Here is a 21,608-nt window from a genome sequence, read left to right on the forward strand (position 1 = left end):
TCCTATTTAAGCATATCGGACAGAAAAGAGAGTGCTAAGCCTTGGCCCCAGCCTTGAATCCAGTCTTTTGGAATATTGCGATAGCCTTCCCGGTCCTTCATAACCGCTGTTCCGCCCGATACTCCCAGTACTCGTCCATCCTCGCTGATATTGCTTAGGACACCCTTCAGGGCCTTTTGTACATATTTGGTATGCAGCGGATTGCCGTTATTGATCATTGCAGCCGCTATCCCGCAAGAGGCAGATACTTCTTCATAAGATTCTTCGTCATCAAGCACTGTCCGCCACAGGCCGTTCTCCGTTTGCACAAGCTTGAGTGCCGCCAATTGATCGCGCAGCGAACACTCCACGTCCATACACGCCGGATACAAATACCATTCTTTCAAAAGCTTTTTGATTTGCGACATGGTATATGCGCCCCAAGCATTTGCTCTGCCCCAATATAGTCCGGACATATGATCCTGCTTCACATTATTGTAGCCATGGTACCAGAACCCGCTGCTAGGGTCTTGCAGGTATTTGATATGCCAGTAATATTGATTCAGGGCATCCTGGATCATTTCCTGATCGTTTAATTTACTTCCTACTCTGAGTAGAAAAAATGCCGCCATAAACAACGTATCTGCCCATGCCTGCTCTGGAAAATCATTAGAGACGGATACGGTATGCTGCAGCACATGATCTCCGAATCTGAGCGCATGGTTCTGCAGATAATCCACCTTGCTCATTACAATATCCCAATATTTCTGATTGCCTGTTTCTTCATATAATGTGATCAGCATATGCCCCATGGCACAGGTGTTTACCGTCCAGTCCGGCAGGCCCAGCTCAATATATTCATCTGCCCACTGGACAAGCATATCCAAATACTCTTTATTACCTGTCGTTTTATAAGCTCTGGATACCCCATAATAAGCCACACCACAAGGCCAGTCCCATGTTAAATCCATCGTCATTGTTTTTCTAACGACTTTGTCGATAACGCTTAGAATTTCTTCTCTGTCATAAGTTAATTGAAGCATCTTGATTCTCCTCTCTTTCGCACACGCCCCCATTGGCGCTGAGAGCTGTCCGTCCTATGTAAACGCTTTACTAACTCCATTGTAAGGAGTAAAATGGTCTGATTCTAAGCATATTCATAACTAAACTGTGCAATTTCAACCATTAACTAGTGGTTCTTATATTTCGGGATTGGCCGTGACTACAGAGAATGTTTGGACTTCCGGCCGCTGTTGTCGTAAGAATTTGTTGATTTGTACCGCTATTAGCGGTTGAAATCCGGAGACTGCTTATGCTTCCGAAGCGAGCTTTCCTATGGAAAGCTTTCAGGCGGACGCTAACGCTCCTACAGTTCCAAAATTCCCCTCCACCGCTTCTTTCCCTTTCCTCAAGTTGTAAAGTACATCTATATTGTTGAACTTGAAATCACTTTAACCTATAATCTACTCAACCTACGTAATAAGAATGGGAGTATTGAGAATATGCCCAGAAAAAAGAAACCCGTCATTGAATACCGCCACTACAGCTTGCCGATAAACTTCCCTATTTTACTGCTAAGCGGTGAACGTTGGAAGATTTCCGATATCAAAAGTGAACATCTTCATTTTCATAACCATTTAGAGATTGGCATTTGTCATTCGGATAGCGGCATCATGGAGATCAAAGGTGAATCCGTACCCTTTAAAGCCGGAGATGTGACCTTCATCCCTAGGTATCTGCCTCATACCACGTATAGTTCGCCAAATGAAGCCAGTCTGTGGTCTTATATCTTTTTTTCACCTGAGGAGCTCTTTCAGCATTCATTCAAAAGCGCTTATAGTGACTTCGAGCCAAATTTGTGGGCGATCAAGGGAAAGAATTGTATTTTGAATAAGGAGGAACATCCCAAGGTTTATACCCTTGCGACGTCGGTCGTAGAGGAATTGAAGCACAAAAATCCTTACTATCAGGAAAGTGCCTACGGCTTATTATTATCCCTTTATATAGAACTGCTTAGAATACATTCCCGGAATGAACCCTTAGCAGAGCAAGAAACAGAGCATAACCTGAAAGGCGATTTTGTCATCTCTCCAGTTCTGGAATACATCACTAAAAACTACATGATGCCGATTACCATCAATGACCTGGCTGATCTGTGCCATCTAAGCACCACTCATTTTCGCAGAAAATTCCATGAGATCATGGGGACCGCACCTCTAGATTTCCTAAACAGTACCCGCATTGAAGAGGCCTGCAAGCAGTTAAAAAGCACGGATGCTTCCATCCTCTCCATCTCTGAACAAGTCGGTTTTCAGTCCATTTCCAGCTTCAACCGATGTTTCTCCAAGCTTATGGGCGAATCTCCCAAACAATGGCGTAAAGGCGCACATTCCGAAGCCCAATCTGCAAAAGCATCTATACTGGAGTTTACGGGGTGGGTATAGGGAAAGGGAGTCCCTTTTTACTGCATTTCACAAAATCTACTTAACACATGAATGATTTGCTCCTTGCTCATAGGGGCGTCGTGCCCTGGGATATACGTAGTGAATGAAAGATTTTTTAAAAATTCAACATATTCCTTCATTTTTATGGGATCAATCTTACCTTCTCCATGATAATAATCTCCACTATGTGCATCACCTGCAAATAAAACCTCCGCTTCTTTAACATATACAATACAAGAGTCTGCTTCATGCGGCCCTCCTACCTTGAGGATTTGGCAAGTGATGCCCCCTAAATCCAACGTTAAAGAATCCTCGAAAATAATCGATCCTGTGCTGACCGAAATCTTATCGAACGTATCATATTCTTTTTTCATACAGTTATAGGCGAATTCTATTTCTTCTTTTGTCTCTAAACGTTTTACAACAGACTCTTCATCCCATTTCCACGCTTTCAATCGCTTTAGTATATCATTCGTTGCTGAAGATACTATGGTTTCCCCTTCAAAAGCATGCATACCAAAGGTATGATCCCAATGCCAGTGCGTAATCAGAGCATATTTGGGACGTGGTAGATTGTGATCATATATACCCTTTATAAAGGCATCAAAATGCGATTTTGAATTGCCACAATCAATCATAATTGAAAAGTTCTCACCTACAACATATCCCAAAACAGGTCTGTCTGTTTCCCTAACATTTTCTAAGTAATAAATAGATTCATTTATTTTTTTCAGTTCCATAAGATTGTTTTCTCTCCTTTAGAATAGCGGGTCATTTTGTAATTTAATAATGGATCCGCAAGACTTATTGAGCAAGGGAGAGTTTAGTTTTAGGTGTTCTCACCAAGAGCATAGTCAATCTTACTCAAAAAAAATCAAAAGGGAGTCCTCCGGTAGCCACTTTTTATGACTATCGGGAGACTCCCTCAATGAGGTATCTGTTATACGGTTATTTAAATTTCTTTACAGTCGTCGATTTAACTTGAAATGCTCCATTTTTGTAAGCAAGAACAGCTGTTTCTTCGCCTTTAATTACGGAAGTAGCTTCACCATGAATCGTTCTTTTTGCTACAATCTCATAGACTCCGTTTTTATCTACATCAGTGACTTTCATTGAGTTGTAGAGCGAGCGTTTGCCATTCACTTTCACGTACTCATTAAGAAGAACTTTCACACCACTGTCTTTGAAGGATACTACGTAAGCATTGGTGCTGCCGTTGTTACCGCCTGAGTATACAGTAATCATGACATCTTTAGATTTATCTCCGTTGAAATCTCCAACGAAGTTAATTTTTGGCTGGTAACCCGTGAAGCCTTTGAGATTACTGTTGATCACTTTTTTAGTTTTTCCTTCAATAACGACGATGTTGATATCTGTAACCAGTCCACCATTTGCGGCATCCTTGTTACCAATCAGTAAGACATTATCCGAAACACCATTACCAGTTACATCCACTTGTTGTTTCGCAAGCAGGATTGTTTTTGCTGTTGTTGTAATTCCCTTAAGCTCAAAACGTTTACCAACGGTGTAATCACTTGTTGTAGTTGTTGGAGTAGTCGCTGGCTTGCTATCGGACTTAATGGTTTCTGTACCTACAACCTTGAAGGCACCGTCTTTGAATGTGAATGTTGTTTTTTCCTCACCTAGAACTATAGCTTCAGCGTCACCGCGAATTTTTCTAGTCCCCACCAGATCATATACACCATCTTTATTAAGATCTACTTGCTCTAAAGTGTTGAAAAATGCTGGTTTACCATCCACAACAGGTTTTACACTCAAAAGTGGTTGTACCTTATCACCTGTGAAAGACAATATGTAAGCATCTGTTGTACCATTGTTACCACCGGAGAATGCTGTAAACATTACATCATTTGCTTTGTCCCCGTTGAAATCACCAATCCATTGAATTTCTGGTTTAAAGCCATCGAAACCGCTGATTTTTGCATCTTTCAATGTATTTGTTTTGCCATCTACAACAACCAGGTTGATGTTGCTTACATAACCAAGCTCATCTGCTTTGTCACCGATCAGATAGATTTTATCTTGGACACCGTCTTTATTAACATCGTTAACTTGTTTTCTGATAAGAACGGTTTTATCTGTTGTCTTAACCCCTTGCAATGCGAAAGGTTGACCAACAGTCTGTTCACCAAGTGCAGGTTGCTTAAATGGGTCTTCTTTAGTAATTTCTGTTTTGCTAACTTGGAATTCACCGTTTTTGTATGCGAACCATACTTTTTCATAGCCTGTTACTACTGAAGTAGCTTCGCCATGGAGGATTCTGATTCCAAGCAGTTCGTTGACGCCATCATTTTCCACATCAACCGCTTCTAATGTTCTGAATAATGCCCGTTCGCCTTTCACCTTCAAATCCCCGCCCAGAATAATAGAAGGGGTATCATTCTTGAAAGTTACGATTCTAGCATTGGTAGAACCTTGGTTGCCACCAGAGTACGCAGTAATCATCACATCAAGTGCATGGTCATTATTGAAATCACTCACATAGCTGATTTTCGCGTTCAAACCACCAAAGTCTTTAATCCCTGCGTTTAACACTTTGTTTGTTTTGCCGTTTACAACGATGAGATTAATGTTGTCGAAATCAGGAGATTCATTTTTGTCGCCAATGAGATATAAAGTGTCCTTCACGCCATCCAAATCAAGATCAACCGTGCTTGTTGCTATCAATACTGTATTGGCGTTCGTTTTAACACCAGCTAGTGTAAATTTTTGTCCAACTTGATTAGTGGATGTTGCTACGGTTGAACTGGTTGGCGTTGTGACAGGATTGGCCATTGCTTGAGATGAGAAAGATGCGACTGCTGCTACACATAATGCAACGGATAATGTTTTCTTAATTTTCATTGTGTTTCCTCCGATGGTTTATAAAGGTTGGTGTCGAATACAATCTCATTATATTCCTAGAAACATAGGACAGAGTGACGGTAAGGTAACATTATCCTATTGAAATAAAACAATAACTAAATAAAATATCCAAATCAGAGGAACTTCAAGCACTAAATAATGCCAACTTCTTTGGGGGATAACGGTCGCAAAATCAATAGAAACGCTTTCATTGGCTATACCATGGGATTTGAACAACCCTACTTTTTTTTAATAGTTTGATAACAATTCTGTAAAATCAGTTTGATTCAAACGACGCGCAAATCTATTCAAAGGCTACAACGCTTGGAACTTCATTTCAAGCCAGCGATGAAGAAATTAATACTAGTGCAAAAGAATATATCAACTATATCTTTAAGTACCATATGATACAAAAAGGGCTATCCCAAGTCTTGATAAAAGACTTTAAGGATAGCCCGCTATTAAAAAATCTAAAGTGTTTCTGTAGTGAGTGTAAATCCTTCGATCACAGCATCTTCGTCAACCTCAATCAAAATGCAACGTCTACCTTGATAATTCACTTGCTTCACATATTTCAAATCCTGCGGACTGACCGAAATCGTAGCTACCTTTGTTTCGATCTTTATCGATTTTGTAGTGAATTTCGGCATCACACTACTTGCCTTCATCTCATAGTGCTTGTCGTCGACGATGGTTTCAAACGCACGTTCCACTTTTTCCATCGTCACATCTTCAACGCCGCTTACCTTCAGCACACGTTCTACATCTCTATAGTCGAGCTTAGGAGGTTCTTCTTCATCTTGGTTGGTTTCAATGACCTGGTGGATTTCCTCGTACAACTGAGCAATAGTAGTCGCGTCAAGTTGTTCGCCCGCCACTTCCTTCACGATGTCTTCGAAAATAGCTCTCTCTTCCAGTGCCGTCACGGATCTTTCAGCGTTCAAGACCTGCTCGATGAAATGCGGATCTGGAAAGTTCGATTTTCCCGTACAATATAGAATGCGGTTCACATCGGAATAATTGTCCGTCACGCTCGGGTAAAAGAAGCCCTGCTCCGGTGTACTTAACTTAACAATCGGATCTACAATGACGTTGTACTTGAATTCCCTTTCCACATAATCAAATAAGAGAGCTTTCCGTTGCTTCTCCGTGGAATTCACGCTGCATAGAATAAACGGATGCGCGAACATTTCGTTTTTCTCACTTTCCTCGGCTTCATCGTTTCTATCTTTAGTCGGACGGTAATATTGTCCGCGAACGAAAGTGATCACCGTATCGCGTTCATAATGGGTATCCGCCATCATTCTGTCCACCAACAGCAGCATCAGGTCCTGCCATTCATCTGGATCCCCTGTCACCAAAGCTTGGTGAAGCATCACCTGCGCTGGCTCCTCCGCTTCCGCCTGAAACTTCAACTCGAACAATTTCTGATCCAGTTCGCCGGTCAAGAGTTTTTTGAAATTGCCCATGTACAGCTCCTGCTTCTCTCTATCCACCATTCCAAACGGCAGGCGCTCCCAATGATAGATCTCGTTGCTTTCCTTCATAATATACACGTTGAGAATATCGTAAATACTCATTAAATCGTGATCTAGCTTAAATTGCTTGCGTATATGCGCGACTTCTTTCTTTATCATGATTCGTTAGACAACTCCTAGAAAGATTAATTGGTCTTATCAGTATAAAGGATAAAAAAAACCTTCGCTATACTAGTTGAACTTAAGATTTTTCTATTAAGGTAAGTTCGTGACTCCGGTGAATGTTTGGACTTCCGGCCGCTGTTGTCACCAGATTTCTCGATTATTACCATGTTTCATGGTTGAAATCCGGTGACAAAGGCGGACACTACGTTCCTACAGTTCCAAACTTCCCCTCCATCACTTTTCCTTTTTAGAATGTATTTAGTTCAACTTATATAGAAGGTTTTTTTATACGTGCTCGTTCTAATCAATTTATCGCATGCTCTAATGCATAATCTTCAAGCGGAATATCAACCTGTTGATCCATGGCTAGCTTGGCTAGCTGCTTACCAAGAAAGGGTCCCATCGTTAATCCGGATGAACCTAGTCCATTAGCAACAATTAGTTTATTCCATCCTTGAACCCTGCCCAACACGGGCAGAAAATCTGCTGTAAATGGACGGAACCCTACTCTTATTTCATTTAGGCTACAAACTGCAAGACCGGAAGCCGTTTGAAGACCTTTATTTAAAATTTCTTGCATTCCACCTGCGGTTACAGAGGTATCATAACCTATGACATCATTTTCGTGAGTAGCACCTACTACGATATTTTGATCCGCAAATGCAAGGATATATTGATCTGTAGGCGGCATTACCACAGGCCATTGCTCGGTACTCGCTTGTTGAGCAAGCTTCAAGTGCATAATTTGAGCCTTCTGATAACGCACCTGGAGCATGATCCCAAGCGGATGAAGCAAAGCGTTAGACCAAGCCCCTGCGCACACAATCACTTCATCCGCTGTGAATGTCTGTTCTCCGACGCTAACCCCTTTAATTTCATGATCAGCATGCTCAAGAATAGCATCTCCCTCAATCATTTGCGCACCGTTACGCTGTGCCGCTCTTAGCAAAGCATCACGTAATTCACGTCCGTCCACTCTTGCTGCACCCGATACATGCAGCGCATGATAACCTTCCGACAATAATGGAAACTTCTCTTGCGCTTCAAGATCCGTCAACATCGTAAGCTCACCTATTTCAGGGGCGTCCTCTCTGCGAAGCTCCGCTCTTTCTTTCATCGCGAGTAACTTTTTCAAATCATCATGGATACATATCGCTCCAACTTTTGCGTATCCAGTCTCGGTTTCTCCAGCCTCTTGAAGCTCTTGAATAAGTGCTGGATAAAAGCTTGCTCCCGCCTTAGCAAGACGATACCATGCTTTGTTTCTGCGTTGAGACAACCATGGACAAATAATCCCTGCTGCTGCATCTGTTGCTTGTCCAACATCTTTACGATCTATAATGATGACCTCAGCACCTAACTTGCTTAACTGATAAGCTGCTGAAGCCCCTAATATCCCTGCACCAATTACAATAACCTTGTTCATGTCCGAAGTCCCTTCAGTTATTCACTTTTAATCAATACATTAACACATCCACTATATATCAATGTAACAACCCGAATGATGATTCATTCACTACTTACCCATTGTATCTTAAATTTGACATTTCTAATGAATTATCGTACTATAAATCTCACTCAGTTAAAAGTACTTTAATTAGAGTACTAAAATAAAAGTGTTATTCAGAAGAAAGAAGGTATACAGTTGAAGTTTTCACAGTTTTTGAAGTCCAAAGGGGCCATTGGTTCTATTTTTATGGGTGTGTTCTATGCCATTGCGATGCTTGGTATTTTCTTACCAGGGTATACAGCACTTCCAGGGAACATGGATGATTTAAAAATTGCTATCGTCAATGATGATGCAGGTCAATATGGGGCTCAGATTTCGAGTCAGTTTTCGGAGAGCTTACCATTCAAAACGATAAAAACCGATGTATCGAATAAAAAGGCGATGGATGAATTAGAACATAATAAGTTAGCTCTAGTTGTCCATATTCCAGAAGAATTTTCCGCCAACGTTCAAAGCGGTAAGGTAACCGCAAGTATTGATTTCACAGTCAACGAAGCTTCTGCCACCATGGTATCTTCAGCCATGTCTTCCGTTGTAGGAGAAATTAACAAACAATTAAGCGCGAACTTCTCAGAGCAAACCGCAAAAGGTGTGTTAATGAACTTTAACGTACCAGAAGAACAAGCCACCGCAATGGCTACACAAATTGAAAATAGTTATGTCGGGAATTATGTTGTCATCAATGATGTTCCAGACGGCATGCACAACAACATGCTACCTATGTTCTTAACTATGGCTGGATATGTTGGGGCAATGATTGCCTCCATGCAATTAGTTGCTTCTTTTAAAGCGAACCGCGGGAAAGCAAGCAAGACAAAACTGTTTATGTTCGTTCAATTAACAGCTTTATTAATCGCTGTATTATCAACAGTCGTTGCTTTAGCCATTGCATTCTCTATTGCAGATGTAGACCTATCCTTACTGTTACCAGTTGCTGCTCAGCAAATTCTAATGTATATGGCTGCATTTAACGTGTGTGCGATTATGGTCTTCTTAGTTGGCGAAGGCGGTATGGTCTTAAATATTCCAATCCTGCTCATGCAAACCATCGCCAATGGTGCTACCATGCCTCGTGATATGATGTATACACCATATGATTGGTTCGGCCGCATCACACCGATGTATTATTCTGTACAAGCTTATTTGGCACAAATGTTTGGTTCCATCAGTCCAGCACCCTTCTTATGGGGATTAGCAGGCGTATTTGCCGGGGCTATGATGATTAACATCGTAATCGTCCGGTTTGTTCATAAACCTGTGCCTGTGACTAAAGAAACTATACTGCCCGTTGAAGTTAAAAATACAGCTGAAATAACCGCCTAGGTTTGGTAAGATAGAGTTTAGCCAACAATTAGGAGTGGGTTCTGTGATGTCAATTCAAATTTATATCTTAAGTAAGTTAATGGATGAAAATAATTATCCTTATAAATTAAAAAAAGAACTATCCACCCCTATTCCTTTTGATAAATTGCTCAATCTATCTGAAAGCAAACTATATTATCACTTTGAATCCCTTTCGAAACAGGGCTTAGTTGAACAGGTAGAGATTATAAAAGAAGAACATCGCCCAGACAAACAGGTGTTTTCCATTACTGATAAAGGGCGCAAGCAACTCCCGCTCAAAATTTATCAGGTAATAGAAAATGCAGAATCTATTTCAGATATGATTGTCGCTCTTGTGAATCTTCGTTTTGTAGAGACTGATAAAGTGATCCCGATTATCGAGAAGAAAATTGAACAGTCACTGATAAAAAAAGATCATTTAAATCAAATTTACCATCAAATAGATGTGAAAAGTTCCTCTCGTGAAGTCGTAGATTTCATGGAAAGCTACTACGCTTCTCAACTAGAGCAATCTATTCACTGGTGGAAAGTTCTTTTAGAAAAGCTGAAAACGAAAACGATATAAAGAAGACGCTCAGGGAAATCCCCTAGCGTCTTCTTTATGTGTATCTATGGGCATCTCTACCCTGAGTAGACCATCTTATTTTGAATCTACAACTGGAACCGAAGCTGGAGCTGCAACTACCCCTTCATTCTTCTGCAAATTCTCTTTCACTTCCTTAGTTCCTAAGGACTGTACAGGAGCACCGATGCTAAAACTTTCGATGATCTTCCCAAGTGTAGCTTGGTCAAAGTCTTCTTGAGCGTAAAGTTCAACGGTAAAGCCATCTTTTTCCCAAATCACAATTCCATTTGCAAAATAAACTTTAGTCCCGTTAATTATTTCTGTCTTCACTTCTTCCGTAGTACTGATCCCATTGTCGCCGCCCTTGGAGATTAGGAAATTAACAGCTTTATCCCCGGAGTTATACTGCACTTCAACCATGCTGGTCCCCTGAAGAACAACATTCACAAACTCATAGTCTGCCATCCAGGTTGGTGCCGGGAAGTTCATTCCAAGCTCCGCACGTGCTTCATCCAGACTCAACTTAGCTGCAACCGGCAATTCAATGGCAACATTCTCCCCGCCTTTTCCCTCTTCAGATGGAGTCATTGACTGTCCAGCCGAAGGGATTTCCTTATCGTATTGCGTGATTTCGAGATTTCCTACTTCAAACTTTGCCATGATCGATTGGAACATATCCTGTGCATAGGAGGTTGCAGAGAATGCGCCACCCAGACAAATTACTGCACTGCCAATCACTATTGCATTTCTCCAGCTACTTTTTTTCATCGTTATCCCGTCCTTTTTCTCTGATTTGAGTTCAAGAGCTCCATGGTCCAGCTTGTATACTAAACGGTTATAAATTCTTTCCTTGGCGGCTGTGTTATCCTGTTCAACATTCTCAAGCAGCTCTATGGTTTTGCTGAATTTTGTGAGATCATCATTTTTCTTATTCATGGTTGAATCCTCCTGCTTTTAAGGAAATATGCAGTTTCTTCAGACTTCTATGCAATACGACACCAATATTGGACTCACTGACGCCCATGATCTGTGCGACTTCGGAATTTTTCAGTCCAGCCCCATATTTCATTGCAATGATATTACGTTCCTTCTCACGTAGCTTGGAGAGCGCCTTGAACAGTGCTTGATTATTATCCTCACGAATCGCCAGTTCCTCCGGAGACGGCTTGGGAAATATGAGCTCCAGCAAAGAATCTAGTGAGGTGTAGCTTCTTTTCTTCTGCCCCCGGAAGTAATCCGTCACAGCGTTCCTTACAATGGCAAACAGCCAAACCTCAAAATTCGATTTTTCTTCTGAAAAGCTATAATACTTACACATCACCGTCTCAAACACCTGACTGCAAATGTCCTCCGACACGTGGTGATTATTAATACGATAACTAATATATTTGTAAACACGTTTGTAGTACGTATCGTACATCCGGGTAAATTCCTCTTTTGACATCATGGCACCACGTGATCTTTCGATATTCTTGTAACGGTCCGCAGTACCCTGGATAACTTCCATCTTCACCCTCCTTCCACCTCACCTTCATCGAAAAGCTAAACAAATTGCGCAATTTGTTGTGAAGAAACTTACATAAGTTAATACGTAGAAAAGCCCAAACCATTAACAAATCTTTTGATAATTGTGGGATGGTGGGAAACTATCATACAACTTATAGTTCACCATATGGAGACGGAGGACCTTTTTCAGTGATCGTTCATAGGCTTAACAAACACAACACAAAAAACGCAACCCCGAAAGGCTGCATTAATGTTAATGCCTAACTTCCTTCTCTCCCTAGCCTAATTAATTATTTTTGCAGGTGCAAGCTTTAGTAATTCTACGGTTAGGCGTTGCTCCGCTTCCTCATCAATACGATACCCATCTGCTTCTAACCGTTCTATTTGCCGATCTAAGAAATAAACGTATTTAAAATCTCAGTAGCACCTAATACAGACAAGACGGGTTTTAATGCATATTCAATGGCTAGAAGATGGCCTAACGAACCCCCAATAGCAATAGGAACAATTCGCTTACCAGCCAGCACTTTTTGCGGAAGGAGATCTACATAGGTTTTTAAGATCCCCGTGCTTTATATATAGGCGTTAATATGTCAACAATATCTGCTTCTTCCACTAGCGCATTAGCCTCTAGAATCTCCTCGCTGGCAAAATTGGCCGTAAGCAAATCAACTTGCAGATAGCTCATGGACATAGATCGAATGATGCCCAATCCCCTCTTGCTCTAAAAATCTTCCAACCTGCTGATGGATAGCAGTCAACCGGGACTTTCTAGTATTTCCTCCATTAATAATGACTGCTTCGCTCATTACACATTCCCTCCTGTGCTCGCACCGAAGAGAGAAAATAGCGCTTTAAGCATAGCAAAACCTCGTCTGATCTAGATTTACAATATGTATGATTATTTAACAATATAGTAATATATACATTTATTTGGATTTTTTCGAATAAACAGCATCGAAAAAAGAAAAAACCCCAAACATATACAAGAAAAAAGACTGTCGCATGTACAGTCCGAAAATAAAGTATGCGTTTATCCACTTTGGTTCCGATACCTATGTATTTTCCGGCAGCTATAGGGCATGCCTTAGTCCGAGAGAGCTGAAGGAACAGTAAAGGCATTTGCAAGCTGCATGCCATCCTTTAGTCCTTGTAGATATAGACGTTCATAAAGAACGGCTTGCTTCAATTGAAGCTTATCCTCCCAGTACTCAAACTCTGGCATACGTGCAATGTCCATGGAGTCAAACAACGCTTGAAAAGCTTTGCGCTCTTCTTCAAAAACATGTCTAGGCTCGGATTGATGTTCAATCTGTGCGGTCACCTCATCAAATCGACCTTGAATTGTCTGTAAAAACCATACCGGAAAGCCCACCACATCTCCTCCAAGACAAAAGTTCAAACGAAAAGACGCTGTATGTCCAACTTTTTCTTGATACATCCGATTAATGAGTTCGTCCATCTTACGGCTCTGGGCCTGAACCGCTTCATTACTGCTTAACGGAATTCCCTGCTCCAGTGATTTCTGTCCGAGTTCATTCAGCTTGCGCTTTTCCTCCTCATATTTGTACTTCAAATGTTGCATTGCACCCCCACCTTCTTGGAAAAGCTATGTCTGTAGACATTTTCATTTACACTGATTATGAATAGTTTTTATTTCCTCTTCTTTACGTATAACTTTTTTAAAGTAAATCTATTAGTGCCACTCAAGAATGGGATAAAAATATACGTTAGCAAGAACAATAAGTTTCTAAGTGTTACGCATATGAGTACCATACTTGGGAATATTATACGGTACGCTTATACGTATAGTCAAGATTTAAACTCAGAACAAGCGAGGAGATTCTAGTGGGAAAGAGAGTTATCGTGAAAATATCTCAGTTGACGAAAAAGCATGGTATCTCTCTACGAGAGTTGTCAAGAATATCCGATGTTAGACATGCTGCTTTGAGCGAATTAGCCAACAATAAAAGAGAAGGTATTAACTTTAATCATATTATTAGAATAGCAGAGTCATTAGAGATTACCGATATTCGAGAGATTATTGATTTAGTTGACACTGGAGATACAAATTGACCAGTAATACTGCGAGTAATCTCATGGTCAACTTTCTAGGAATTAAATATCAAGTTAAAAATCAATAAAAAAACGAGAATACCTGATTCTAATACGTCAGATGATATTCTCGCTTTTTCACCTTCAATCATTTACTTCAATCTTTTTTATCTGTAGTTCGTTCTTCCGCACCATCAGTATTATGACTCAACCCGATCTACTACTACATTTTTTACAGCATCGCTCACCAACACAGCCACTCTCCAAATGGGATGAATGTCCGGTGTGAACAACTTTATACGATGAATCTCCAACAAAGTTTGATATATGTCCGATACTCTTCTCCCGGATGATTGAATCCATAACCACCATTTATACGATTTGATATGTATTCTTTAATTCTAGTAGCGAAATCAATCTGTACACCTTCTAATAATACGTTGAGAGAAGGAGTCAACGGATCGAGCACAACAATCTCATCAATTTTATAAAGAAACTCCATTTCTCCACCACCACTAGATCTGAAAGTTATGTATATTGGAGTTTTATATGAAAAACCCTTCGCAGTATGTGGGCACGCATGAACAAAGTAATTTTTCGTTAACTCATACGTCTTACCCGCAGCAACCGACAGAACTTCAACCTCGTAGTATTTCATTCCTTTTCTCACCCCTATAATAAAATCTATAAATTCTGTTGCAATTGTTACATCCTCACATTTTCTTTTCTCTAGACTAATTACATCGTTTATCAATTCTATAATATCTGTCCAAGTAAGGCTGACAAATCCATTCTCAGGCGGATGAAGAACTTTATACTTTGTTAAAGTTACACCTATCTTAGGCACATTAGCGTCGAGCGGAAAATTTGTTGGATCAAGATACGACTCCAGTTGCCTTGTGATATCCTTTTGCAGTACAGAAGCACTTACACTCTTTGCTTCAATTACTATAACTAGTTTTTTGGTGTTCCCGTGGAATAAAGACAAAGTAATATCGCGTCTTATTTTCTTTAATCCAGCTGATAACATTTCTGCGTCTACTTGGACAAAATCGATTCCCTGCTTAAATTCTGGATACTTATATTTAGTCAGACGATAAATTACTTTTAAAAACAGCTGTATCAAGTTAGGATATCTTGAGAGTCCTTTGGTCTGCTTCGTCTCTGTATCCCCATGTAACAAATCAAAAAAGGTTGAATGGTAATCCGTATTTCCTTCATGATAAAGACGTAGCATAGTTTTCATTATCGATTCTCCCATACAAGATAAATAGGTTTCGTATTCACTAGATGCTATCATTCATTCGATGAATAGTCTGTCAGAAGTCTTTCATAATATCCCTCAGTAGCCCAAATCCCCAATACTATAATAGAATAGTATTATAAATGCAGAATTGACTTCACAAATACTAAACTGCATAACCGGAGGGACTTATGAAAAAACATATCTACGTAGTTGGAGCTGTCATCATCGAAAATAATAAGATCCTCTGTGCCCAGCGCGGGGCTACTAAAACACTAGCTTACAAGTGGGAATTCCCTGGCGGCAAAATTGAGGAAGGCGAAACACCTCAGGCTGCGCTAAAGCGCGAAATTAACGAAGAAATGAACTGTGCGATTGAGATTGGTGAAGAAATTGAAACTACCATACATGAATACGACTTTGGCTTTGTGCATCTGACTACTTTCTATTGTCACTTACTAAGTGGGAAGCCTACCTTAACTGAGCATGTTGCAATCCAGTGGTTATCTGCTCATGAACTGATGTCTCTAGATTGGGCTCCAGCTGATATTCCTGCTGTACAAAAAATCCAGAAGAAGCTGACAATATAAAATGGAAAATTCAACTGAGCATTTGAAAAGCACATTAAGCTGGGCGTTTATTGACCATCAGCAGGATTCATTGGATCAATACAAGCCTAGGCTTCTAGTCAATAATAAAGAGACCAGCGATTTTGTTCTTACTCCTTTGTTGGAAGAACTAGATCGCTGCCAGTCCTTTATTTTTTCGGTTGCTTTTATTACAGAGAGTGGACTAGCCACCTTGAAGTCGCATTTGGCTGATCTAAAAACGCGCGGAATAACAGGCAAAATCCTTACCTCAAATTATCTGAACTTCAATCAACCCAAAATCTATAAAGAGCTACTAAAAATCACAAATGTTAGCGTGCGCTTAACGGATCTAAGTGGATTTCATGCCAAAGGCTATGTTTTCCAACATGAAGATCATTCCACTATCATTATGGGAAGCTCCAACCTAACCGCTGCTGCTTTAAAAGCCAACTATGAATGGAACGTGAAGCTAACCTCTTTTAAAGATGGAGGGCTCCTAGGACAATTTCATAATGAATTTGAAAAGGTATGGCAAAAGGCTGTCCCATTAACGGATAAATGGATCGAATTATATCAAATTTTCTATGAAGAAGCTCAAAAAGCAAACCAAAAGATGAATATAGCGTTACCTCTAATTCCTGAAACTATCCCACAGACTGTTTTCAGTAGCATTTCACCCAATAAAATGCAAGAGAGTGCGCTTAAGAATCTACAGGAGCTTCGCAGCACCGGAGCGCATCGAGGTTTGGTTATTTCGGCAACAGGAACAGGGAAAACCTACCTCTCTGCATTTGACGCAAAGAACTTCGCACCAAGTCGAATGCTATTTATTGCACATCGAGAACAAATTTTGCATAAGGCTATGACTGATTATCAACGAATTATAGGTGGGAAAGATAGCGATTACGGCATTTTATCAGGTACAAGTAGAGATACGGATGCCAAATACCTTTTTGCCACCATCCAAACGATTTCTAAACTCTCAACATTAACAAGTTTTGATCCTAAGGCGTTTGAGTACATACTAATTGACGAAGTTCACAAAGCGGGAGCCCATTCTTATCTTAAAGTTATTGAACATTTTGAACCAAAATTCCTGCTTGGCATGACTGCAACTCCAGAACGAACGGATGACTTTAATATCTATGAGTTATTCGACTATAACATCGCCTATGAAATTCGTCTGCAGGAAGCTTTAGAAGAGGATATGCTGTGTCCCTTTCACTATTTTGGTGTCACTGATTTTGAATATAACGACCAAATGATCGACGATACAACGATGCTCTCTCAATTGGTTACGAACGAAAGAGTTTCTTACCTAATCGAAAAAATCGAATATTATGGACACTCCGGCGAAACGGTAAAGGGATTAATCTTTTGTAGCCGTAAAGAAGAAACTTTAGAGCTATCTCGTATGTTAAATGAAAGAGGTTATCGCACAAAGGCATTAACAGGAGATGACTCTCAGGAAGTTCGTATGCAGTGTGTAACAGACCTTGAAGCCGGGTACCTGGACTATATCCTAACGGTGGATATTTTTAACGAAGGAATCGACATTCCTTGTATTAACCAGGTCGTGATGTTGCGACAAACCCAGTCTAGCATCGTCTTTGTTCAGCAATTAGGACGTGGTCTGCGTAAGCACTCGGATAAAGAGTTCGTCACCATCATCGACTTTATCGGTAACTATAAGAACAACTATTTGATTCCAGTAGCCCTCTCCGGAGACAAGTCTCAGAACAAGGATAATATCCGTCGTCATATGAAGGACACTAGTTATATTAAAGGCGTCTCAACAATCAATTTCGAAGAGATTGCAAGGCAACAAATTTACCGCTCGATTAGCAACAGCAATTTAACAGCTCTCAAAATCCTTAGAGAAGAGTATTTCCAACTCAGAAATAGACTGAATCGAATTCCTCGATTAATCGATTTTATTGAAAATGATTCAATTGATCCACTTATTTTTACTGAGGAACACTTTAGCTATTATCACTTTTTACAGAAGATCAAAGAAACAGTGCCACATCTATCCGAGCACGAGAGAATGTATGTAATAATGTTGTCCGCTGAGATCCTAAATGGAAAACGCAGACATGAAATCATCGTGTTGAAGCTACTATTAGCAAATGATCAGGTTACTCATGAAGAGTACATAAATGCCCTGAACGAAAGTGGTTGTTCAACGGATTCCGAAACAATTGACTCAGTTAAACGTGTTTTAGATTTGTCTTTTTTCACTGAGGCGGTGAAGAAGAAATACGGTAACACTGCTATAGTGGAGTTCACAACAGATCAGTATTTTGCATTCCACCCGGCGATGGCACAGTCCTTACAGAACAACTCTTATTTCAGAAACATGATCCTAGATATCGTTCAGACCGCTTTTCATAAAAATGAGCAGTATGTATTTAGCGAGCCACTAACTCTTTATCAAAAATACTCCCGCAAAGATTCCTGTAAATTATTGAATTGGCATAGCGACGAAAGCTCTACCATGTACGGATACAAGACGAAGCACCAGACCTGCCCAATCTTTGTAACCTATCATAAGCATGAAGAGGTGGAAGCGAGCACGAACTATCAGGAGGAATTTGTGAGCCCTGAGGTCCTGAAGTGGTCCACAAGAAGTAGACGAACTCTTGAATCCGATGAGGTTAGAACGATACTTGAAGCGGATCAACGAAACATCGACCTGCATGTATTTGTGAAAAAGGACGATTCGGACGGAACGGAGTTTTATTATCTGGGTAAAGCACATCCAGATCAGAAAAGTGCTGTTCAGGCGTCTATGGTCGATAAAAATGGGACATCCATATCGGTTGTGCATATGGATTTGGTATTGGAGCGTTCGGTGGAAAGTAAGTTGTATGGGTATTTGACTCGGGGTTAGGATTGAGTTGTGGTATTGTTCAATATAATCGGCCGCTGCTCTAGCCAAATGATAATTAAATAGGAAAACCTAGAGTAACGTTGATCTTAGTCATTAACATGAGCGATAACCATTAAGAACAACGAAATAGACCATCCTACAAAGGGATAGGTGTATTTCTCTTACCTGAACAATTACATAAAAAATCATTTCAAACATATTGTACAGAAAGTTGTGTTACCATACGGCATTCTTCGTCATTTTGCAACTTTATCTTCTTCTGTATACACAGTGAAAAAAATGTATTGGGACTATTTTAATATCTTTAGTCCACAATACCATTTTTTCATTATTCACACTATTGAAGCAAGAGTAAAAAAAACAGAACACCTTTTGACTTCATGATGCATCAGTTACTCATTATCAATGAAGACATTGGACGAATTAAAACGGACTGTATCAAACATATATAAAATACTCCTTTAGTTAAAAACTTGGGCGTAATTAGACGTATTACAAGAAGTGCATTATAACACTTCATAACGTGATGTATTATCATTCGGCATGATTCAAAATCATGTGCTGTATTTTTCGTATGACCTTTCAGGAATTGATAGATCATAACACTCTAAAGGAGGGACTAAAGATAAACTGTATAGTATTTGGTTTAGAAATAATAATGTTTCTTGATATCAATACCTACTCAAACAAGTTTAGATCATGATTTCAAATTAAATGCTATACTTCGCATTCACTAACTTAATTGATCTCGATTCAAGTACCGCGAAGAAGGTGATACTTGACGTTACCTTAATAGTCGAAAGTAAAACTGATTTCACTTCCTTTACACTATCCTTATGCTAGACATTACTAAAATCAAGAATGAGGATAGACATAAGTTGTTAAACATAATAACAGACTTAACATCAAGCGTAGCTAATTAAAATAAGGGTAGCTCTGAGGAGCTACCCTTTAACAATTTGAATCCTTAATTTATATATTTATTTCACCGGTTTAACGGTGCAATCCGACCTGTCGGTTTTCTTATTACATTGCTTCTTACTAACCGCATTTCTACCTATAAGCCTTCAAGCCTCAACAAAGCTAGTTCATATATTAAGTATGAACTTCTGTTGAGTTTCTAGGTCTAAACTCAATATTTAATTTTTCTTTTAAGTATTGTTTTAAAACAAACACTTCAATTTTATGTGGGTTTCTTGGTTCATCCAAGAAATATTTGGTGTACTCTCCTTGTTGAGTTGGAGCTAAAATTATCATTTTTCGCTTTTCTCTATTAATATCTTCGATAATATCTCCATGTTTTATATCTGTATCCCAACAAATAATACTATGTAAATTGACAAAGGAATGATTAAAGTTATTTTTCAGGAAGTTTTTGAACTCAACGTAAAAAAGTTTTGATTGATAAATTGGTGTTGTATGGTCGCCTTTTACGATTACATCTATCCCAGCATGAGTATCATAATCTAAAATTTGAAAAGGAAATATGACTGGATTTATAGTTGTCAGTTGAATCGTTAAGGCGAAAACACCGCTTTCTCTTTCTGGTTGAACTAAAGTATGACCTTCATAAAATGCAATATTAGACTTATTTATCTTATCTTTACGCCAATCAAAGTCCTTTTTCTCTTTTTCCGTTGTTCGATAACCATCAGCTTCTTCTTCTAACCATTCAAGCTGTCTCCAATCATCACTTTCAATAATTTTTGAATACATTTCGTCATAAACAACTTGTTTAATGTCGTTTAATATTTCCTGAGGCGTGTTTTCTACTGATCCTCTGTTTGCAGTGAGCCTTAAATCCTGACAATTCAAGAATGCATGAAATTTTGTATATTCAGACCCTTTATATGTAATCCATTCGTTTTTTCTTTGAATCGGTATATAATCTTTACATAACCAAATTCCATATCTTTCTTGAACGGTATATGAACCAGTAGGTGCTGTATAACCTCTTCTTCTAAGCATATTATTATAGCTCTGTTTAACCTTGTTTCCCTCAATATAAAAAACAGCTTCATACTTAATTTCGGGGAAATTCTTAAGTTCCCCTACCTTAACGATTTTTTTGCAGTAGTATTCTGGAGCATTGATTGTATATTCATCAAATAATTTATTTACATCGTGATTTTCCAAAGGAAATACATGACCGAAAGATAATTCTTCATACTCAGAAGCATTTAAACCTTTTAAATAAAGTTTGGTATTATTAAGCTCGTTCTTATCAAAATGTAGTTCAATTGATCCAAATTTTGTATACCAATTAATATAATCTTTTAGTATTTCATGCGTGAATTTATCCCTTCGATTGTTGTTGTACCCCCTAATGATAACTTCTGTTCCATAATCACTAACATCTTGAATCTCTTTTGTCACATGGACAATTGGAATCTGTCTATCATACAAAGTTTTGTATGGCTCAATTACTCTAGCAGTATGCTTTTCTTTTCCCTTTCTAGTGATTACTTCAATGCTCTTACTGTTTAAATAAACTTTTGTGCCATGCCCCTTTTCTCCGATGGATTCATTATCTCCCCTTCTTAAGGAGTTCCCCAAATCAAAAAATGATTGTAAGCCTTCTATATCCATTCCTCTTCCGTTATCTTTTATTATAATTTGTAAGATACTCTCCCCATATTCTCGAATCACTTGGAAGGAAATCCATATCTTATTTGCTTTTGCATCAAAAGAGTTACTAATAGCTTCTCTCACTAATTCAAGTGGATTGGAGAAGTCGTTTGCGATTTCAATAAACTCCTGTGTTTCATCGACCTTGGGTCTTATTGTAAACTCAACGGCTTCTATCGCTTCATTTGACTGCTCCATAAATATTTCCCCTTATACATTTTTTCGCCTTTATATTCCATAATAATCCAATCATTATGGTAAGTCATTATTATTATTGAAAACCTTCGCTAAATCAACATTCATATATACACGTAACAACTTCAAATGTCCCCAAAGTCGGTTG

18 protein-coding genes are annotated in these 21,608 nt (G+C 39.3%); 6 read left to right on the plus strand and 12 right to left on the minus strand.

The genetic code is table 11. From position 1 onward, the window contains the following. Positions 1-2 precede the first annotated feature (2 nt). Positions 3-1,022, minus strand: a complete 1,020-nt coding sequence (locus MKY52_RS05610; RefSeq protein ID WP_341050327.1) for a glycoside hydrolase family 88/105 protein — start codon at positions 1,020-1,022, stop codon at positions 3-5. Between the two features lie 459 nt (positions 1,023-1,481). On the opposite strand from MKY52_RS05610, the gene MKY52_RS05615 reads away from it, so the two are divergent. Continuing rightward, a complete protein-coding gene (locus tag MKY52_RS05615) occupies positions 1,482-2,423 on the plus strand; it encodes an AraC family transcriptional regulator (protein ID WP_341050328.1) in 942 nt (313 codons plus the stop codon). A 17-nt stretch (positions 2,424-2,440) separates the two neighbouring features. On the opposite strand, the gene MKY52_RS05620 is transcribed toward MKY52_RS05615, so the two are convergent. The 4 genes from MKY52_RS05620 to MKY52_RS05635 all read right to left on the minus strand — a co-directional run bounded on the left by MKY52_RS05620 (position 2,441) and on the right by MKY52_RS05635 (position 8,357). Continuing rightward, the gene (locus tag MKY52_RS05620; protein ID WP_341050329.1) at positions 2,441-3,163 is read right to left on the minus strand and encodes an MBL fold metallo-hydrolase; all 723 of its coding nucleotides are present in this window, start codon (positions 3,161-3,163) and stop codon (positions 2,441-2,443) included. Between the two features lie 208 nt (positions 3,164-3,371). Next, a complete protein-coding gene (locus MKY52_RS05625) occupies positions 3,372-5,288 on the minus strand; it encodes a hypothetical protein (RefSeq protein WP_341050331.1) in 1,917 nt (638 codons plus the stop codon). Positions 5,289-5,758: 470 nt separating this feature from the next. Beyond that, positions 5,759-6,925 (minus strand): DUF4317 domain-containing protein, encoded by a 1,167-nt coding sequence (locus MKY52_RS05630; RefSeq protein ID WP_341050334.1) that lies wholly within the window; start codon positions 6,923-6,925, stop codon positions 5,759-5,761. A gap of 310 nt (positions 6,926-7,235) precedes the next feature. Beyond that, on the minus strand, positions 7,236-8,357 hold the full coding sequence (locus MKY52_RS05635) for an NAD(P)/FAD-dependent oxidoreductase (protein WP_341050336.1): 1,122 nt from the start codon (positions 8,355-8,357) through the stop codon (positions 7,236-7,238). A gap of 219 nt (positions 8,358-8,576) precedes the next feature. Here MKY52_RS05635 and MKY52_RS05640 point away from each other — a divergent pair, with 219 nt between their 5' ends. Both MKY52_RS05640 and MKY52_RS05645 read left to right on the plus strand, forming a co-directional pair. Then, positions 8,577-9,764, plus strand: a complete 1,188-nt coding sequence (locus MKY52_RS05640; protein ID WP_341050337.1) for a YhgE/Pip domain-containing protein — start codon at positions 8,577-8,579, stop codon at positions 9,762-9,764. Between the two features lie 46 nt (positions 9,765-9,810). Continuing rightward, positions 9,811-10,350, plus strand: coding sequence for a PadR family transcriptional regulator (locus MKY52_RS05645; RefSeq protein WP_341050338.1), 540 nt, complete (start codon positions 9,811-9,813; stop codon positions 10,348-10,350). Positions 10,351-10,425: 75 nt separating this feature from the next. Here the strand turns inward: MKY52_RS05645 and MKY52_RS05650 are convergent, their stop codons facing one another. The 5 genes from MKY52_RS05650 to MKY52_RS05670 all read right to left on the minus strand — a co-directional run bounded on the left by MKY52_RS05650 (position 10,426) and on the right by MKY52_RS05670 (position 13,441). Then, a complete protein-coding gene (locus MKY52_RS05650; protein WP_341050340.1) occupies positions 10,426-11,286 on the minus strand; it encodes a hypothetical protein in 861 nt (286 codons plus the stop codon). Beyond that, a complete protein-coding gene (locus MKY52_RS05655; RefSeq protein ID WP_052404147.1) occupies positions 11,279-11,857 on the minus strand; it encodes a sigma-70 family RNA polymerase sigma factor in 579 nt (192 codons plus the stop codon). The genes MKY52_RS05650 and MKY52_RS05655 overlap by 8 nt, the downstream gene beginning before the upstream one ends. Positions 11,858-12,248: 391 nt before the next feature. Further along, the gene (locus MKY52_RS05660) at positions 12,249-12,383 is read right to left on the minus strand and encodes a hypothetical protein (RefSeq protein WP_341050341.1); all 135 of its coding nucleotides are present in this window, start codon (positions 12,381-12,383) and stop codon (positions 12,249-12,251) included. Positions 12,384-12,524: 141 nt separating this feature from the next. Beyond that, complete coding sequence (locus MKY52_RS05665) at positions 12,525-12,665, minus strand: hypothetical protein (protein ID WP_341050342.1); 141 nt, start codon at positions 12,663-12,665, stop codon at positions 12,525-12,527. A gap of 278 nt (positions 12,666-12,943) precedes the next feature. Then, positions 12,944-13,441 (minus strand): hypothetical protein, encoded by a 498-nt coding sequence (locus tag MKY52_RS05670; protein WP_341050343.1) that lies wholly within the window; start codon positions 13,439-13,441, stop codon positions 12,944-12,946. A 263-nt stretch (positions 13,442-13,704) separates the two neighbouring features. Here MKY52_RS05670 and MKY52_RS05675 point away from each other — a divergent pair, with 263 nt between their 5' ends. Further along, on the plus strand, positions 13,705-13,932 hold the full coding sequence (locus tag MKY52_RS05675) for a helix-turn-helix domain-containing protein (protein WP_076120142.1): 228 nt from the start codon (positions 13,705-13,707) through the stop codon (positions 13,930-13,932). Between the two features lie 274 nt (positions 13,933-14,206). Here the strand turns inward: MKY52_RS05675 and MKY52_RS05680 are convergent, their stop codons facing one another. Beyond that, entirely contained in the window at positions 14,207-15,157 is a 951-nt protein-coding gene (locus tag MKY52_RS05680) for a hypothetical protein (RefSeq protein ID WP_341050345.1), read from the minus strand. A 188-nt stretch (positions 15,158-15,345) separates the two neighbouring features. Here MKY52_RS05680 and MKY52_RS05685 point away from each other — a divergent pair, with 188 nt between their 5' ends. Both MKY52_RS05685 and MKY52_RS05690 read left to right on the plus strand, forming a co-directional pair. After that, entirely contained in the window at positions 15,346-15,744 is a 399-nt protein-coding gene (locus tag MKY52_RS05685; protein ID WP_341050346.1) for a (deoxy)nucleoside triphosphate pyrophosphohydrolase, read from the plus strand. A gap of 1 nt (position 15,745) precedes the next feature. Beyond that, entirely contained in the window at positions 15,746-18,637 is a 2,892-nt protein-coding gene (locus tag MKY52_RS05690; RefSeq protein WP_341050348.1) for a DEAD/DEAH box helicase, read from the plus strand. A 1,095-nt stretch (positions 18,638-19,732) separates the two neighbouring features. Here the strand turns inward: MKY52_RS05690 and MKY52_RS05695 are convergent. Next, a complete protein-coding gene (locus MKY52_RS05695) occupies positions 19,733-21,463 on the minus strand; it encodes an ATP-binding protein (protein WP_341050351.1) in 1,731 nt (576 codons plus the stop codon). Positions 21,464-21,608 lie beyond the last annotated feature (145 nt).

The sequence above is a fragment of the Paenibacillus sp. FSL P4-0184 genome (genome assembly GCF_038004625.1).
Lineage (GTDB): Bacteria > Bacillota > Bacilli > Paenibacillales > Paenibacillaceae > Paenibacillus_AQ.